Source organism: Halomonas sp. AOP12-B1-6 (assembly GCF_052379225.1).
Taxonomy (GTDB): Bacteria; Pseudomonadota; Gammaproteobacteria; order Pseudomonadales; family Halomonadaceae; genus Vreelandella; species Vreelandella casei.
Genome location: NZ_JBQSYK010000005.1, coordinates 162,801 through 179,832, shown reverse-complemented (window position 1 = coordinate 179,832; position 17,032 = coordinate 162,801). Strand labels below are relative to the sequence as shown.

Below are 17,032 nucleotides of genomic sequence, written 5' to 3'. Positions count from 1 at the left end.
CAACTAGTTAACTGCCCATAAATGCATTACAAAATAGGCGCAAAAATAGCTAAATAGCCTAGCATGCTGGTGCAATTTGCTCATCACCTCATCGTTATAAACCGCGATTAACGCCCGTCAAAGCTCTTCAAGTGACAAATCCCTTCAGTTGTTGCAGGATGCGGCCACTCTTTATGCGTTTTATCGCCAATTCGTCGACCCACTTGTCATGCTGTTATCAGCCAAGGAGCCCTATATGCGCATTCTTATTCGCTACTTTTTCCGTGGTCTTCGCGCCGTACTCGCCCCCGTTATGATTGTCTCGGAAAAGCTCACTACACCGACGTCAATTGAGCGCACGCCTGAAGATCAGGCTCGCGTTGATCAAGCGTGCCAGGGCCTTACACTGTATCAATTTCGCACCTGCCCTTTTTGCATAAAGGTACGTAAAGAGATTGCACGCCTGGGATTGAATATTGAGTTACGCGATACTCAGCTTGACCCCGCCCACAAGCAGGCGCTCTTAGAAGGCGGCGGCAAAAGTAAAGTGCCGTGTTTAAAGATCGCTCATGACGATGGGCGTGAGGAATGGATGTACGAGTCAGATACTATTAATAGCTGGCTGCATCAGCAGTTCGGTTGAGCGACACAAGAAGGCCCGGCGCAGTTGGGCCTTAGATTTAAAACTCTATCTTCTGCGCCTCGATATCGAACGTCACGTCAATATCAATGCTTTCATTGGGATCCGGCGCATCACCTAGCTGAACTTGAAGCGCCAGCATCCCTTGGATGGTGCCCGCTACATGCACCGTTTGGCCATCACGCTCGTAGTGCGTCAGTGAAACCGTCACGTCACCGCCGTCAGAAGTATATAAAGGCGGGGACGTCGATGTGCCAATAAGCTGAAGAACGGCGGCACTCAACAACTGACCGTCACGCACAGTTAGGCTAATAGACAGCGCCTCTTGCGCATCCCAGCGCTCAGGGTCGATAAAACCGGTGATATCGATGTTAATGTCGTCACCAAATTCGACGAACGAGGCATTGGAGTCATCACCTTGGCTTAATACAAACCACTCTTGTGAATCGCCCTCAAGCATTCCTGTAATGTCCGGCGATTGCTGCAGCGATTGATCAGAGGCCACGCTACCGACGGGCAGCCACCCTGCTATTACGGCGATGCCAATTTGTTTCCACATGGTGAGTCCCTCTCTGATGTTTGCGCTATTTTACCTGCAATGCTTTTGCCGAGTCAGTAGGCGATTGTACGCCGTCCTTAGCGCTGTCATTTAGTAGACGAATGATGCCTGTCATTATTTCGATTGTATGAGGCTATGGGTATTCACTATGTTGTTAGCATAGCTTACGAGCTGACCGTGTCTGTTTTACTGGCGTTTTCTCAATTTAACGTATCGCTCGATACAAGAAAACATCCGTAAAATTAATAATAAACAATGAATAAAGGGAACGAATATGACGTTCAAGAAGACTCTGCTAGCGACTGTTATTGGTGCAGTGGTTGCCGGTACGACGCTGCTGCCGATGACGGCTAGCGCTGAAACGTTGCGCATTGGTTACTCCGCTGATCCTGAAACGCTTGATCCACACGAGCAGCTATCCGGCGGCATGCTGCGCCTATCGCATTTAACGTTTGACCCGCTAGTACGCTGGACAAAAGACTTTCAATTCGAGCCTCGCCTAGCCAGTGAGTGGGAACAGGTCGACGAAACCACCATGCGCATGACACTGCGTGAAGGCGTCACTTTCCACTCGGGTAACCCCTTCACTGCCAAAGACGTGGTTTGGACCATTGAGCGTTTAAAAGAAAGCCCTGACTACCGCGCCATTTTTGAGCCGGTAGCGAGCGTCGAAGCCATTGACGACTATACCGTTGAAATCGTGACTACTGAGCCTTACCCGCTGCTGCTTAACCTCGCCACCTATATATTCCCAATGGATAGCGAGTACTACAGCGGTGAAACTGACGATGGCAAAGACAAAGCTGAAATAGTTAAAGCCGGTAACTCCTTCGCTTCACGCAACGTTTCAGGCACTGGCCCCTTCGTTGTCACCGACCGCCGCCAGGGCGTACGGGTTGATTTCGAGCGCTTTGACGACTATTGGGACACCGAAAGCGAAGGCAACGTTTCAAGCATCGTGTTAACCCCTATTGCTGAAAATGCCTCACGCGTTGCTGCCCTGCTTTCAGGCGGTGTCGACTTCATTGATGCCGTACCGCCCAATGACTTAGATCGCGTGCGGGAAGCCAACGGCGTTGATTTAGTTGAGATTGACGGTACACGCATTATTGGCCTCCAAATGAACGAAGAGCGTGTGGAAGCCTTCCAGGACGCTCGCGTTCGTCAAGCCGTTGATTTAGCCATCAATCAGGAAGGTATTGCCGATCGTTTGATGCGCGGCTTCGCGACACCGGCTGGCCAGTTCTCACCGATGGGCTACTCAGGTCACAACTCGGATTTAGTGCCGCGCTATGACATTGAGCGTGCCAAAGAGCTAATGGCCGAAGCAGGCTATGAAGATGGCTTCAGCGTTGAGATGATCGCGCCCAACAACCGCTATGTGAACGATGCTCAAATCGCTCAAGCGGTATCCAACATGCTGGCGCAAATTAACATTAATGTTAACCTGCGCACCATGCCGCTTGCCCAGTATTGGCCGGAGTACGATACGCGCGAATCTGATATGGCGCTGCTTGGCTGGCACTCGGATACCGAAGACACCGCTAACTTCTTCCAGTACCTCTCCTTCTGCATTGATGATGAATCTGGCGCTGGCCAATATAACTACGGCAACTATTGCAACGAAGAAATCGATGCATTGGTCACCGCAGCTGATAGCGAAGTCGACCTAGAAAAACGCAACGAAATGCTCCGCGAAGCTGAAGCTATGCTGTATGAAGATGCCGGCTTCATCATGCTGCATTGGCAGAATCTGGCCTACGCCGCCGCAGAGGGTATCGACATTGAGCCAGTGGTCAACGCCATTGACTTCCCTTACCTAGGTGACCTGGTCATTAATCGCAGCGATGATTAATCAATCCATCGCGAGTTAGTGACACAGCGTTAAGCAAGTCACTGCAGCGTTAATTGCAAAAGAGTTAGCCGCAAGCATGCTTCGTTCCTTAAGCGTTTAAGGGGCGAAGCCTTTTAATTGGCGGTCAATAATTCTGCATAACGTGTCCCAACTCCCTTTGTTGAACCCATTATATAGGTGGCGTACGCCATGATTGCCTTTCTAATCAAGCGGCTGATGCACGCGATTTTGGTGATGTTCGTCATCAGCGTGCTGGCCTTCGCCATCCAGGACAACCTGGGTGACCCCGTACAGCAAATGGTGGGCCAGTCGGTACCTGAAAGCGAGCGAGAGGCTCTTCGCGAGCGCTTAGGCCTCAACGATTCCTTCGTAGTGCAGTATGTGCGGTTCGCCAAAAACGCGGTACAAGGCGATTTTGGCGACTCGTACTTTTATCGTGAACCTGCGCTGCAGGTCATTGGCCGCCACTTACCGGCCACGTTAGAGCTGGTGTTTGCAGCCACGCTGATTATCATGCTGTTCTCAGTGCCCATTGGCGTGTACAGCGCGATTAAGCCCCGCTCACCGATTTCACGCCTATTCATGGGCGTCTCTATTATCGGCATTTCGATACCGGTGTTCCTAACCGCGATCGTCCTTATTCAGATTTTTGCCATTGGCGTGACCGTCACCGTGTTTCCAGAAAGCACGGGCTGGGGCGCATGGCTCAACAGCTTCTTTTCTACTGAAGGCAACATGCCCTCCTTTGGCCGCGGCTATGATCTTGTCAATGTCGTAGGCAACTGGGATACCAACTTAGCCACCTGGAATGGCCTGCAGCATTTGGTATTACCCGCCGTTTCACTGGCCTCCATCATGCTGCCGTTGTTCATTCGTTTGATCCGCGCAGAAATGATGGAAGTACTCCAGTCAGAGTACGTCAAGTATGCGCGAGCTAAAGGCATTTCTATGCGCCGCGTCTACTTCGTCCATGCGCTGAAGAACACCATGCTGCCCGTTATTACCGTCGGCGGCGTGCAAATCGGCACCATGGTGGCTTATACCATTCTGACAGAGACCGTTTTCCAATGGCCGGGCATGGGTCTGATGTTTTTAGACGCTATCAATCGTGCCGATATTCCGCTGATTGTGACCTACCTGATGATTGTCGGCGTCATATTCGTGATCACCAACACCCTCGTGGACTTGATTTACGGCTTCGTGAATCCCACTGTTAAACTGACAGGGAAGCCCGCATGACAATGACCACTAAATCATCACCGGCTAAATCATCACCGACTAAGTCCTCCCCCCCCGGCCGTTGGGAACGTCTACGCGATTCTTATTTATGGTACAGCTTTAAACGCGACCGCACTGCCCAGCTATGCCTAGCAGTGTTTATCTGCATGGTGGTTGCCGCCTTTGCTGCGCCCCTATTGGCGCCGACTGATCCTTATAACCTGGCTCAGATCGACATCATGGCTTCAGAAATGCCGCCCTTCTGGATTGACGGCGCAGACGACCGTTTTGCACTGGGCTCCGATGCCCAAGGGCGTGATCTATGGTCGATTGTGCTTTACGGCACACGCGTCTCTCTACTGATCGGCTTTGGCGCTGTGATTCTGCAAGCCCTGATTGGTATCACCTTTGGCTTGATGGCGGGCTACCTTGGCGGGCGAGTTGATACTCTTCTGATGCGCCTTGCCGACATTCAGCTATCGTTTTCAACCCTAATGGTCGCCATCGTGGTAGGTGCCGTAGTCAAAGCGACGATGGGAAGCGCTTTCTATAGCCAATATGCAGTGATGATGCTGATTTTAATTATCGGCCTAGCTGAGTGGCCACAGTATGCCCGCACCGTGCGCGCCTCTGTACTGGCTGAGAAAAACAAAGAGTATGTTGACGCCGCCCGCGTCATGGGTCTGCGCAGCAAGCGGATTATGTTTCGCCATGTGCTGCCCAATACCATGTCGCCTATCTTTGTTATCTCAACAGTACAGATTGCCAACGCGATTATCTCTGAAGCGGCACTGTCGTTTTTGGGGCTGGGAATGCCGGAAACGCATCCATCGCTAGGATCACTAATCAAATCTGGCTTTGACTATATTCAATCGGGCTCCTGGTGGATCACCCTGATTCCGGGCCTGGTACTCGTTGTACTGGTGCTGTCGATCAATCTACTCGGCGATTGGCTGCGCGATGTCATGAACCCACGACTCTACAAAGGCTGAGGACACCATGGCACTACTTGAAGTCAACAACCTCGATGTCCGCTTCGCACTTCGCCAAGGTGAAGTACACGCCTTACGAGACATTAATTTTAGCCTTGAGCGCGGCGAGCGCTTGGGCATTGTCGGTGAATCTGGCGCGGGCAAGTCGGTCGCTGCGTTTTCGCTGCTCAACTTGATTGCTAAGCCGGGCTTTATTGCGGGCGGTACTATTAACTTTGACGGCCAAGTGCTTAATCGCATGTCTGAACGCGGCCTGCGCAAGGTCCGCGGCAACCGCATTTCGATGATTTTTCAAGACCCAATGATGACGCTCAATCCCGTGCTGGCTATTGGCGAGCAGATGATCGAGTGCTTGAAAGCCCACCGCCGCATTTCGTCCAAAGATGCCCGCGCGATTGCCCTCGACAAACTGCGTCAGGTGCAAATCCCCTCGCCGGAAACGCGTTTAGATCAGTACCCCCATGAGCTTTCAGGTGGCATGCGCCAGCGTATTATTATTGCGATTGCGCTGCTGCTTGATCCAGACATTATCATCGCCGATGAGCCGACCACGGCCCTTGATGTGACGATACAAGCTGAGATCATGGCCCTGCTGCTGGAACTCTGCGAACAGCATAACGTGGGGCTTATCCTGATCACCCACGACCTTGGCGTGGTCAGCCAGGTCACCCAGCGCATGCTGGTTATGTACGCTGGTCGAGTGATCGAGCAAGGGCCAACGCGGGAAATTATCAATGATCCGCAGCACCCGTATACGCAAGGCTTAATCAACGCCCTACCGCAGATGGCCACGCCCGGCGAAAGGCTCAATCAGATTCGTGGCAGCATGCCGTCGCTTTCTAACCTTCCCAGCGGCTGCGCGTTTCATCCGCGTTGCGATTTTATCAATCGCGCCGATGGCCAACCTCGCCCGGCCTGTACGCAGCAAGTGCCTGAATTTGTCGAATCAGGCAACTGTCGTGTTGCGTGTCATATGGTGGCTGAAATGCTTGAAGACCGCCGCTTGAAGGAGGAAACCTCATGAGTTCACAGCCTGAGGCTATAGCGGATAATCCGACCACGATGCCTACCCCGCGTCAGAACGAACAGAGCGCTGATTCGCTGCTCCAGATCCGCGATCTCAAAAAGCGTTTTTCGCTCTCCGGCGATTTTCTAGAACAGCTGCGCTTTAAAGGCGGCAAGCTGGTTCGCCACCAAGAATATGTGCATGCCATCAACGGCGTTAATCTGGATATCAAGCGCGGCGAAGCGCTCTGTGTCGTGGGCGAGTCAGGCTGCGGAAAATCCACCGTCGCTCGGACGGTCATGGGGCTATTAACACCGTCAGAAGGTGAAATTTTCTACGACGGCCAGCGTATCGACAATCTAAGTTCGCGTCAGCTATTGCCATATCGCAAGCGCATGCAGATGATTTTCCAGAACCCCTACGCGTCGCTGAATCCGCGCATGACGATTCAGCAAACGTTGGAAGAGCCGCTGCGCCTGCATCATCCTGACTGGAAGCGTCAGCAGATTCTCGATAAGGTCGAGCAGGTGATGCGTTCAGTGGGCATTGATCCTGACTGGGGCAAACGCTTTGGGCACGAGTTCTCCGGAGGTCAGCGCCAGCGTATCGCGATTGCGCGCGCCTTGGCCGTTGACCCTGAGTTTATCGTTGCCGATGAGCCTATTTCCGCACTCGACGTTTCCATTCAGGCCCAGGTACTTAACCTGCTGATGGAAGCTCAGCAAGAGCGCAATCTCACCTATCTCTTCATTACCCACGACCTTGCGGTCGTCGAGCACTTTGGCACCCGTGTGGCGGTGATGTACCTAGGCACGGTCTGCGAGATTGCCACTACAGCGACGCTGTTTGAAAAGCCACGTCACCCCTACACCCAGGCGCTACTTTCAGCGATTCCACGCCTGAAAGATGATCGCCCACAGCATATTCGCCTAACAGGTGAAGTGCCCACCCCGGTGAACCTACCCAGCGGATGCGTATTTCATGGCCGCTGCCCGTATGTTAACGCGCGTTGTAAGCAAGAAATCCCCCTATTGCAAACCCAGGATGACGGAACGCGCGTAGCGTGCCACGCTGTTGAAGAGGGCCGCCTATGAAATCGGCGGCATACATCCAGCGAAGAAAGGCATGGAGAGGTAAAACATGGAAATTCGCTGGCTAGAAGATTTTATTGCCCTGGCCAGAACTCGGCACTTCTCACGCGCAGCAGATGATCAGCACGTTACGCAGCCTACCTTTTCCCGTCGTATTAAATTACTTGAGGAGGAGATGGGCGTAACGCTGATTAACCGTCAAACGCTGCCGCTTTCGCTCACTCCCGCCGGGGACGAGTTTTTAACCCTGTGTGAGCAGGTAACCGAGCGCGTGCGGCTAACCCGTGCGCGTGTGCGCGAAATTAATGCCGGCCAGCAGCGGCGTATTATGGTCGCAGCACCGCAGAGCCTGCTGCCTCATTTTCTACCTGAATGGCTAACGTCTACGGGATGGCACGATCGCGTGCAGCCCTACCTGCGGGCAACTGGCTGGGTGGCCAGCGACTACTTTCAAGCCCTAGCACGTGCCGAGTGTGACCTTGCTATTTGCTACTGGCCGGCTGGGCGCTGCGACCTTGATATTGATACTAGCGCCTGTAACTACCGAGTCATTGGCCACGAAAGACTCATTCCAGTGACGGGGTTAAATGCCGATGGTGCCCCCTGTGCGCTGCTGCCAGGCTCTCGCGACCAGCCGGTGTCCTGGCTTGCTTACCCTAAGCGCGGGCTGCTTGGGTCTGCGGTTAAAGCACATTTGGCCAGGCTGCCACAAAGCACCCATTTAACCGTGCAGAGTGAAAACCTTTACGCAGCCGGCATAAAAGAGTTGGTGCTGCTGGGCTACGGCATGAGCTGGCTACCGGAGCGCAACGTAGCGTCTGAGCTTGCTCAAGGGACCCTAGTACGAGCAGGCGACAGCCGCTGGGATGTCCCTATGGAACTACGCCTATATCGACATCAAAGCCATCACCACGCTGAACTTGACGGGTTCTGGAGCGAGCTCGCACCGCCCCGCGCCTGATGATGATGTCTGTGAGAAAACTTACTTGAGAAAAGGCACTGCTGTTATGTCAACGACTCTATTTAAACTGCAGCGCGAACACTTAGTACATCTACAAAGTGCTTACGCGACACTACTAGCCGACCATCAATTGGATAGCCTAGCCATTTACAGCGGTCACGCTAGCGACCATTTTGCAGATGACCACGCTGCCTCGTTTCAAACCTACGGCCATTTTATGCACTGGGTGGGCCTAGCTGACGTTCAGCATAGCTGGCTGATTATTCAACCCGAAAAACGACCCCAGCTTTATCTTTATGCCCCGGCTGACTTTTGGCATCTGCCCACGCGCCTGCCTGAAGAGCCCTGGGTCGCCGAATTCGACATTCATTTATGTAGCGATAAAGTTGCCCCGTCACTGGCTGGCAAAGCTGCCATTATTGGTGATATTGAACGCCTCCCCGCTAGCACCCTGCAATCGTTAAACGCCGAATGCCAGCCAGCAACTATCGTCCATGCACTGGATGAACTGCGACTACTCAAAACGCCGTATGAAATTGCCTGTCTGCGCGAAGCAAATCGCTTAGCGATAGCGGGCCATCAAGCTGCGCAGGCCGCCTTTATTGGCGCCTCAGGTGAGCTGGATATTCAGCTCGCCTACTTAGCGGCAAGTCGTCAGCGTGAATCAAGCGTCCCTTACCAGAACATTATTGGTCTAAATCAACATGCCGGTGTTCTGCACTACCAGCATTACGATCTCAAAGCACCTAAACAACGCTATAGCTTATTGGTCGATGCAGGCAGACGCTTTCGTGGTTACTGCGCGGATATTACCCGTACATACGCCGGCCCCGATGCACCAGCGGCCTTTGGCGAGCTAGTCACGGCAATGCATGGCTTAAAAGATGAGTTGGTTAAAGGCGTAGCGCCCGGCGTTAGCTTTGTGGCGCTTCACGAGCAAATGCATCATCACTTAGCTGAAATACTCATTGCTCACGAGCTATTCCAAGGCACGGTCGAGCAAGCCGTTGCTAAAGGCGTCACGCGAGCATTCTGCCCTCACGGGCTAGGTCATTCGCTGGGTCTACAGGTGCACGATGTAGCCGGGTTGCGCCACCCCGACGGCACCCCCGCGCCAGCGCCGGAAAATCACCCGGCTCTGCGCTTAACCCGCACGCTCCGCCCTGGCATGGTAGTTACCATCGAGCCAGGCCTGTATTTTATCGACATGCTGCTTGAACCGCTGCGTAACTCTTCACTGCCCATTAACTGGCCGCTGATAGACCAACTCTCGACCTGTGGCGGTATTCGCATTGAGGATAATGTGGCGGTGACGGAAAGCGGTTTTGACAATCTAACGCCCTGAAAGCGTGTTGCCACCCTTAAGAACGTCTTGTTACTGTTTAGCAGGTCTTATCAATGTGTAGAATGCACATCGCCCGGCACAAGGCCGGGCGATGATTTACTAACACTTTATATGACACGTGGTGCCACATAGAGCCTAAGTCACATAAAGCTTATGTCTATATAAACTCAGGCTATATAGAACTTAGAAGCGGTAAGTCACACCGCCGCCAATAGTGACAGGCTCGATATCAATTTCGCCAACTTGACCAGCACCATTTGCGTTGATATCAGAACGTACGTCAGCATAGCTAACATAGCCGTTAAGCAGGATATTCTGAGTGATCGCAAGATCAACGCCTGCTTGGCCAATCACACCATAGCTTTCATCAACGTTGAAGCCGCTCGGCTCGCCAGAGAAGCGCGTGTAGTTAAGACCAGCACCTACATAAGGCTGAACGCGTGAATCTAAGCCACCCATCGGGTAGTAATTCACCAGCAGGTTAATAGGAAGACGGTCAATGCTACCAACGCCACCGGCAGATGCTGTATTAAGCTCGTGCTCAAATTTCTCAGAGCTGTTTAGCTCCAGGCCTACTTTATCGGTAAGGAGATAACCAGCACCGAAAGTAAAGCCGCTTTCGCTCTGCACATTAAGTGAATCACCCGCTACGTTACCATTACCTGAGCCTGTATTGGTCTTGGCAACGCCGCCACGAACGAATACGTCGCCAGCGTTATAAGCGAGAGCCGCTTGGCTTGCCAGTGCGAAGCTAGCAGTGATTACAGCGGCGGAAATCAGTTTCATATTGCTCATTAGATTTATCCTCTCTATGCAGCGCTAGTTCCCTTGCGCCTTGGTATTACGGTGCCGGTTATCCGGCTTTCCTGTATAGTATATAGTATACGAACAGTGTTTCCAAATTGCATGTAAAATTTTGTTATAAGAATTCCAAGTCTGATAGTTTTTTCCACGCATAAAAAAAGTCCCCCGAAGGGGACTAGGTGGAGCACGCCAGCTCACTCTGTGTATCGCTAGATTGTCTAGCGATGTAGATGATGAAGGGTGAGCAACACATTAATCGCCACATCACTCTGTTCAATCATCCTTTGCCATATATATAGCGATTCGCATGCCAAAAAAAATAAAAAACATATATTTCAAAATCTTAAATAATAAAAAGACATTGGCTGATGTTTGAAGCAAAAAAACCGCACCAGACCAAAGCATTAGTCGGGTGCGGCGCATCATCGTAGCGCAGGCGCTAAGGGGTCACGATAACCTTCACCTGCGACTTATCGCTAAGCAGTGCCTCAAAACCCTCCTCGATGATATTCACCAGCGCAATGCGCTGAGTCACCATATCTTCTGCGCGGAAATAGCCGCGCTCCATCAGCGCAATAACGGCGGGGTAAACATGCCGATAGGCAATAATACCCTTCATGGTGCGCTCTTTGATGACCAAGTCGTTGGGATGAAAGCTAGCCTCCCCTTCCCAAATACTCACCACGACCGTCTCACCGCCTTCATGAGTGCTATGCAAAGCCTGATTCAAAACGGCAGGAATTCCCGTCACCTCAAACGCGACGTCAACACCGCCGCCACTTAATGCCTGAAGTTTGGCCACGGCATCTCCCTGCTGGGGATCAATGACCGTTGCACCTAACGACTCAGCTTTTGCCTTGCGTGAGGGGGCCACCTCAACAGCATAAACACGAGCAGCACCGGCAGCCTTTAGCGCTTCTATGGTCATGAGCCCAATCGGACCTGCGCCAAATACCGCCGCACTGTCGCCCGCTTTTAGGCAGCTCTGGCGCACCGCATGCAGCGCAACCGCCGCGGGCTCTATCAGCGCGCCTTGCTCGAAACTTAGGCCATCCGGCAGCTTATGCACCATGTGCTCGCCGACTACGGTGAACTCAGAGAAACCGCCACCGCCGCCGGATAGGCCGTGAAAGCCCAGCTCCGGCGTCAAATTGTAGCGCTCCATCAAGTAAGCCCCGTCTTTATGGGGGGAAAGAATCGGCTCAATGGCCACGCGATCGCCGACACTCACCCGCGATACCTTTTCACCGATTTCGACGACTTCACCGGAAAACTCATGGCCCATAATAATCGGCGCCTGCTCACCGCTAATAGGATGCGGCTCGCCCACGGGAATAAAAATCGGCCCTGCCGCATACTCGTGCAAATCGCTGCCGCAGATACCGCACGCAGCAACTTTAACCTTTACCTCGTGAGAATCACTGATAGCGGGTAGCGACACGTGCTCAACGCGTAGATCTTTTGCTGCGTACCAAACCGCTGCCTGCATGGTTGATTGCGTCATTTCTGGCTTCCCATTAAGACTTATGATGAATCGGCTGGAGCCCGTAAACAGGCGTTTCCAACCCCTCCATACGTGCTTTCAACTGCAGCGCCAAATAATGCGAGTAGTGTCGAGACTGGTGCAGGTTGCCGCCATGAAACCAAAGCGCTTCTTGCTGGGTGGGCTTCCACATATTGCGCAGCTCGCCTTCCCAAGGCCCGGGGTCTTTCGTGGTATCGGAGCCTAAGCCCCAACATTTGCCCACCTTGTCGGCCACTTCTTGAGAGATAAGCCGGGCCGCCCAGCCGTTCATCGAACCATACCCAGTGGCATAAACGATCAAATCAGCCGTAATCTCGCTACCATCGGTCAATGTGATAGAGCGTGGATTAATGCGTTCAATGCCCACGCCGCTACGTAGTTTGATATCACCATTGGCCACTAGGTCACAGGCGCCCACATCAATGTAGTAGCCAGAGCCGCGGCGCAAATATTTCAAAAAGAGCCCCGACTCATCGTCACCGAAATCGAGCATAAAGCCGGCATCTTCCAGTTTTTGGTAAAACGTGGCGTCACGCTTTTTAACGGCAGCAAAGGCCGGGCGATGAAAATCCGGCAGCACCTTATAAGGGATAGACGCGAAAATAAGATCCGCTTTATCGTGAGTAATGCCGTTAGCGACGGCCTCTTCTGAATAAAGCGGCCCTAGCACCTCTTCCATTAATGAGTCCGACTTTACGATATGGGTAGATGATCGCTGCAACATCGTCACATCAGCGTCGTGTTCCCATAGCGCGGCCGCAATATCGTGGGCCGAGTTATTAGCCCCAATAATGACGCACTTTTTACCCTTATAGGCATCCGGCCCCGAGTGCTGGCTAGAGTGCTGCTGCTCACCTTCAAAGCTTTCAGCACCTGGGAATGTCGGCACATTAGGCATGCCCGACATTCCGGTCGCCATCACGAGCTGCTTCGGCCGTAGCGTCACTTTTTCACCGTTGCGAGTCACATCCACGACCCACTCACCTGCCACTTCGTCAAAGTGTGCATTCTGGCACTCGGTAGAACTCCAATAGTTGAGTTCCATCACGTTGGTATACATTTCCAGCCAATCACCTACTTTGTCTTTAGGGGCAAAGATCGGCCAGCTATCGGGAAAGGGAATATAAGGAAGATGGTCATACCAGACAGGGTCGTGCAGACATAGCGACTTATAACGTTTACGCCAGGAATCGCCCGCGCGCTCGTTACGCTCGATAATAATAGTTGGGACACCCATCTGTTTGAGCCGTGCGCCTAAGCCAATGCCCCCCTGGCCACCGCCAATAATCACGCAGTACGGCTGCTGGGTGTAGCCTAATTCAGCTTCCTCGCGCTCCCGAGCTTCTAACCACGTTTCGCGGTTTTTATTGGCGCCGTGCTCAGCCCCTTTGGGGCGATGGTGGTTACGACGCTCAGGATAGTCATTAAGCGCCTGCATCGTGGTCAGCAGCGTCCAACACTTCCCCTGCTTAAGACGCAGGTAGCCTTTGCCGCTAGACACTGCTGTTTTAAAGGTAAACCACGCATCAAAAGTGTCACCACTGTCGGTCGCCTCGCCTTCTAGCTGCCAATCAGAAGGACATACGCTAGCCAACGTTGCAGAAAGCATAGCCTGAATATCGCTTTTGCCCTCGCAGGTTTTTAAATTCCATGTGAAGGCTAGAAAGTCACGCCAATAGCAGTCTTCACCGAACAGTGAAAGCGCGTGCTGTATATCGTTAGCCTGTAGCGCGTTATCAAAATCTCTCAGCCACGCATCGACGGCTGTTGTGGCAATTTTATGTGACGGGATCTGTGACATAGCGGGTACTCCATATACGCTTGTTATTGTTGAAAGGCCTTTTACCTACACAACTCTAAGCACCCGTCGTGCCAAACCGAACAAATAAAATATAAACAATTGAATAGTAAAGATTAATAATCGGCTATTGAAAAATTAAAGAGCATTTACGGCATCGTACACCTGTCACACTGTTTACAGCTCGGCGTAACATCCGTTACAGGTGTAACACACGACTAACGGCGTAAGATGGCTGCGTTGACACCTGCGCTAGAGCGCATAGGCTGGAAAGACAATAACGCGTCTTACGGTGCAAAACGCCATGCCAACTCAATCGCTATTGCCTGCACGATTACACTCTGTACAGCGCCAGCATATCGAGCATATATTCTTGCTCGGCGAAGGGGTGGACGTGCCTCAGCTACCGGCTCAGCCAACAATTCGACGCTCCTGGCTGCGCTGTTTGAATGAATACCAGCTTGACCCTACCCAGCCGCGCCCCGCAAGAGTTGTGACTCAGCAAACGCTTATCGAGCACCGGGAACCCGTTGATGAACTCCTACACGTTGCCAGGGCTGGCGTGGATCAGCTTTATCAGCAAATCTCCCAGTTGGGCTACGTCCTGCTACTCACCGACCATCGTGGTATTACCGTCGAGTTTCGCGGCGACCCCCATAAAGATAGGCTACTGCGGCAAGCGGGTCTTTACTTGGGCGCCGATTGGGACGAGCGATTTGCTGGCACCTGCGCCGTGGGCACCTGCCTTCACGACCGCCAAGCGATTATCTGCCACCGCCAGGAACACTTTGATGCCTCGCATATTTCGCTGACCTGCACCGCTGCACCTATCACCGACCCACAAGGTAACGTCATGGCCGTGCTGGATATCTCTGCTCTGCAATCACCTAGCCAACATGAAAGCCAAAATTTCAGCCTTTCGTTAGTAACTCTCTACGCCCGCATGATTGAAGATGCCTACTTTCTCCGGCGCTACCGCGACTGCCTAATGGTACGCCTGGATACCTCCCGGGAGTTTGTGCATGTGAACGGGCGTGGCCTGATCGCCATTGAAGAAAATGGCCAGGTAATAGCGGCCAACGCCGTCGGCCGTGAACTCATCGCCTGCCATCAGCACCGGTGGCCACCTTGGTCAGCGCGCCACACGCCTATATTGGATGAACTATTTGAATGCGAAATCGCCGACGTGCTGAGCATCAATAGCGGCTCAGATGATCAGCTGCGTGCCTTTCGCGCCAGGGCCGACAACACGATTTACTTTATTAGCCTGCTGGAACCTCGCCGCACTCGATCGACGCATGCACAGCAACCGCCCGCATCATCGCTACCGGAGCCACTGGCTCGCCTGGGTGCCGATGACCCCGCCATGCGGAAAATACAAAAACTGGCTGAGAGGCTGCGCAATGAAGTCAGTGTTAATGTCCTTATTAGTGGCGACACTGGGACAGGTAAAGAAGTTGTTGCTCGCGCGCTGCACGACAGCGGCCACCGCTCCAGCAAGCCCTTTGTAGCGGTCAACTGCGCCGCTATTCCTGAAGCACTGATCGAAAGTGAGCTATTTGGCTATCAGCCAGGAGCATTTACCGGAGGGCGCTCGCAAGGCATGCGCGGGCTCATTCCCCAAGCTGACGGAGGCACCCTGTTTCTTGACGAAATAGGCGATATGCCACTGGCACTGCAAACGCGTCTGCTGCGCGTACTCGCAGAACGGGAAGTCATGCCGCTAGGTGCGAACACGCCGGTGAAGGTTGATATTAGGGTAATTACCGCGACCCATCGCAATATAGAAGAGATGATTCAACGCGGAGAATTCCGTGAAGATCTCTACTACCGCCTGAACGGTGCGCAGCTGCGCCTGCCCTCACTAAACGAGCGCGCCGACAAGCTGTACGTGATTCGTCGCGTGTTTGCAGACGTAATCAAAGAACGGGCCGCCAGCGAGTCACCACGCCTAAGAGCAGATGCTATTAGCGCTCTGCTGGCTTACGCATGGCCAGGTAATATTCGGCAGCTAAAAAATGCGCTGGCCTTCGCACTGGCCACCTCGGAAAACGATGAAATCACCGTCGCTGATTTACCGGAGCAATGCCTTAGCGAACGCATTACGCGCAAGGCTAATGACTTATCTTCCGACAGTTGCTCAGATCCAGGGCAGCCGCTACTAGATCTACTTAAAAAGCACCACTGGAACATTAGCGCCGTGGCTCGCGCGCTAGGCGTTTCACGGCCAACGATATATCGGCAAATGCAGCGCCAAGGGATTGTGCCGCCAAACTGGCTGCATTGATAAAAGCCAGGAGAACATAAAAGACACCTCACTCTGAATGGCCTTGGGGTTTGCCCTCACGTACACTTGTTTGAATATTTCCCAACACGTTTTCGACAAGCCGAGGCCCTGCTCATGGCGTTTGAATCCACTTCGACCTATATCGCAACCGACGCGCTTAAGCAGGCGGTCAATGCTGCTGTTGTGTTGGAACGCCCGCTTTTAATCAAAGGCGAGCCGGGTACCGGTAAAACGCTGCTGGCCGAAGAGCTGGCCGAGTCGCTGAGCACCAAGCTGATCACTTGGCACATTAAGTCCAGCACCAAAGCAGCCCAGGGTTTGTATGAGTACGATGCGGTGAGCCGCTTGCGCGATTCCCAGTTAGGTGTGGAAGGCGTAGAGAACGTTGCCAACTACATCAAGCCCGGCAAACTATGGGATGCCTTCACGGCGAATGAGCGCGTTGTGCTGCTGATCGACGAAATCGACAAGGCGGATATCGAATTCCCCAACGACCTGCTTCAAGAGCTGGATCGTATGGAGTTTCACGTTTATGAAACCGGTGAAACTATCCGCGCCGAGCAGCGCCCGATTATCATCATTACGTCAAATAACGAAAAAGAGCTGCCCGATGCTTTTCTACGCCGCTGCTTTTTCCACTACATTGACTTCCCCGACCGAGAGACCATGCAGGCGATTGTCGATGTTCACTTTCCAGACATCGCACCGCGAATGGTCAGTGAGGCGTTAGAAGTATTCTTCGATTTGCGCAACGCCCCTGGCTTGAAGAAAAAACCGTCAACCTCTGAGCTGGTGGATTGGCTAAAACTGCTCATGGCGGATGAGCTTGCTCAGGAAGCGCTGTATAACCGCGACCCGGCCAAAGCACTGCCGCCCATGGCCGGTGCGCTGGTTAAAAATGAACAGGACACTCATCTGCTTGAGCGCTTAGCCTTTATGATGCGTCGCCAAAAAGGCGCGGGCCGCTAAGCC

Annotated in this window: 14 protein-coding genes; 10 read left to right on the top strand and 4 right to left on the bottom strand. The window is 52.9% G+C overall.

What is annotated here, in order from left to right; all coding sequences use genetic code 11:
- Window positions 1-235: 235 nt before the first annotated feature.
- On the top strand, window positions 236-622 hold the full coding sequence (locus ACT3TR_RS15115) for a glutaredoxin family protein (protein ID WP_096279559.1): 387 nt from the start codon (window positions 236-238) through the stop codon (window positions 620-622).
- Window positions 623-659: 37 nt separating this feature from the next.
- Here the strand turns inward: ACT3TR_RS15115 and ACT3TR_RS15110 are convergent, their stop codons facing one another.
- On the bottom strand, window positions 660-1,178 hold the full coding sequence (locus ACT3TR_RS15110; protein WP_096279558.1) for a hypothetical protein: 519 nt from the start codon (window positions 1,176-1,178) through the stop codon (window positions 660-662).
- 274 nt (window positions 1,179-1,452) lie between these two features.
- Here ACT3TR_RS15110 and ACT3TR_RS15105 point away from each other — a divergent pair, with 274 nt between their 5' ends.
- From ACT3TR_RS15105 to pepQ, 7 genes are all read left to right on the top strand, one after another.
- The gene (locus ACT3TR_RS15105; protein ID WP_096279557.1) at window positions 1,453-3,033 is read left to right on the top strand and encodes an ABC transporter substrate-binding protein; all 1,581 of its coding nucleotides are present in this window, start codon (window positions 1,453-1,455) and stop codon (window positions 3,031-3,033) included.
- Between the two features lie 189 nt (window positions 3,034-3,222).
- Complete coding sequence (locus ACT3TR_RS15100; RefSeq protein ID WP_444625626.1) at window positions 3,223-4,272, top strand: ABC transporter permease; 1,050 nt, start codon at window positions 3,223-3,225, stop codon at window positions 4,270-4,272.
- Window positions 4,269-5,243, top strand: coding sequence for an ABC transporter permease (locus ACT3TR_RS15095; RefSeq protein WP_444625627.1), 975 nt, complete (start codon window positions 4,269-4,271; stop codon window positions 5,241-5,243). The genes ACT3TR_RS15100 and ACT3TR_RS15095 overlap by 4 nt, the downstream gene beginning before the upstream one ends.
- Window positions 5,244-5,250: 7 nt before the next feature.
- Window positions 5,251-6,267 (top strand): ABC transporter ATP-binding protein, encoded by a 1,017-nt coding sequence (locus tag ACT3TR_RS15090; RefSeq protein ID WP_096279552.1) that lies wholly within the window; start codon window positions 5,251-5,253, stop codon window positions 6,265-6,267.
- A 38-nt stretch (window positions 6,268-6,305) separates the two neighbouring features.
- Window positions 6,306-7,343: an ABC transporter ATP-binding protein gene (locus tag ACT3TR_RS15085; protein WP_096282343.1), complete on the top strand. Its 1,038-nt coding sequence runs from the start codon at window positions 6,306-6,308 to the stop codon at window positions 7,341-7,343.
- Between the two features lie 46 nt (window positions 7,344-7,389).
- The gene (locus ACT3TR_RS15080; RefSeq protein ID WP_441684793.1) at window positions 7,390-8,301 is read left to right on the top strand and encodes a LysR family transcriptional regulator; all 912 of its coding nucleotides are present in this window, start codon (window positions 7,390-7,392) and stop codon (window positions 8,299-8,301) included.
- Window positions 8,302-8,347: 46 nt separating this feature from the next.
- Window positions 8,348-9,646, top strand: a complete 1,299-nt coding sequence (pepQ, locus tag ACT3TR_RS15075; protein WP_444625628.1) for a Xaa-Pro dipeptidase — start codon at window positions 8,348-8,350, stop codon at window positions 9,644-9,646.
- 183 nt (window positions 9,647-9,829) lie between these two features.
- Here pepQ and ACT3TR_RS15070 read toward each other — a convergent pair whose 3' ends face one another.
- From ACT3TR_RS15070 to ACT3TR_RS15060, 3 genes are all read right to left on the bottom strand, one after another.
- Entirely contained in the window at window positions 9,830-10,441 is a 612-nt protein-coding gene (locus tag ACT3TR_RS15070; protein ID WP_176483388.1) for an OmpW/AlkL family protein, read from the bottom strand.
- Between the two features lie 448 nt (window positions 10,442-10,889).
- Window positions 10,890-11,954 carry a 2,3-butanediol dehydrogenase gene (locus tag ACT3TR_RS15065; protein ID WP_444625629.1) on the bottom strand — a complete coding sequence of 355 codons (1,065 nt, stop codon included), beginning with the start codon at window positions 11,952-11,954 and terminating at the stop codon, window positions 10,890-10,892.
- Between the two features lie 13 nt (window positions 11,955-11,967).
- Window positions 11,968-13,776 (bottom strand): NAD(P)-binding domain-containing protein, encoded by a 1,809-nt coding sequence (locus ACT3TR_RS15060; protein ID WP_444625630.1) that lies wholly within the window; start codon window positions 13,774-13,776, stop codon window positions 11,968-11,970.
- 301 nt (window positions 13,777-14,077) lie between these two features.
- Here ACT3TR_RS15060 and ACT3TR_RS15055 point away from each other — a divergent pair, with 301 nt between their 5' ends.
- Together ACT3TR_RS15055 and ACT3TR_RS15050 are read left to right on the top strand one after the other, a co-directional pair.
- A complete protein-coding gene (locus ACT3TR_RS15055) occupies window positions 14,078-16,060 on the top strand; it encodes a sigma-54-dependent Fis family transcriptional regulator (protein WP_096279544.1) in 1,983 nt (660 codons plus the stop codon).
- A gap of 114 nt (window positions 16,061-16,174) precedes the next feature.
- A complete protein-coding gene (locus tag ACT3TR_RS15050) occupies window positions 16,175-17,029 on the top strand; it encodes an AAA family ATPase (RefSeq protein ID WP_441684801.1) in 855 nt (284 codons plus the stop codon).
- The last annotated feature ends 3 nt before the right edge of the window (window positions 17,030-17,032 follow it).

Bases quoted from the DNA above. Each gene is read 5' to 3' on its own strand.
- pepQ (WP_444625628.1), top strand. From the start codon at position 8,348: ATGTCAACGACTCTATTTAAACTGCAGCGCGAACACTTAGTACATCTA.
- ACT3TR_RS15095 (WP_444625627.1), top strand. From the start codon at position 4,269: ATGACAATGACCACTAAATCATCACCGGCTAAATCATCACCGACTAAG.
- ACT3TR_RS15050 (WP_441684801.1), top strand. From the start codon at position 16,175: ATGGCGTTTGAATCCACTTCGACCTATATCGCAACCGACGCGCTTAAG.
- ACT3TR_RS15060 (WP_444625630.1), bottom strand. From the start codon at position 13,776: ATGTCACAGATCCCGTCACATAAAATTGCCACAACAGCCGTCGATGCG.
- ACT3TR_RS15090 (WP_096279552.1), top strand. From the start codon at position 5,251: ATGGCACTACTTGAAGTCAACAACCTCGATGTCCGCTTCGCACTTCGC.
- ACT3TR_RS15065 (WP_444625629.1), bottom strand. From the start codon at position 11,954: ATGACGCAATCAACCATGCAGGCAGCGGTTTGGTACGCAGCAAAAGAT.
- ACT3TR_RS15070 (WP_176483388.1), bottom strand. From the start codon at position 10,441: ATGAGCAATATGAAACTGATTTCCGCCGCTGTAATCACTGCTAGCTTC.
- ACT3TR_RS15085 (WP_096282343.1), top strand. From the start codon at position 6,306: ATGCCTACCCCGCGTCAGAACGAACAGAGCGCTGATTCGCTGCTCCAG.
- ACT3TR_RS15100 (WP_444625626.1), top strand. From the start codon at position 3,223: ATGATTGCCTTTCTAATCAAGCGGCTGATGCACGCGATTTTGGTGATG.
- ACT3TR_RS15110 (WP_096279558.1), bottom strand. From the start codon at position 1,178: ATGTGGAAACAAATTGGCATCGCCGTAATAGCAGGGTGGCTGCCCGTC.
- ACT3TR_RS15055 (WP_096279544.1), top strand. From the start codon at position 14,078: ATGCCAACTCAATCGCTATTGCCTGCACGATTACACTCTGTACAGCGC.
- ACT3TR_RS15115 (WP_096279559.1), top strand. From the start codon at position 236: ATGCGCATTCTTATTCGCTACTTTTTCCGTGGTCTTCGCGCCGTACTC.
- ACT3TR_RS15105 (WP_096279557.1), top strand. From the start codon at position 1,453: ATGACGTTCAAGAAGACTCTGCTAGCGACTGTTATTGGTGCAGTGGTT.
- ACT3TR_RS15080 (WP_441684793.1), top strand. From the start codon at position 7,390: ATGGAAATTCGCTGGCTAGAAGATTTTATTGCCCTGGCCAGAACTCGG.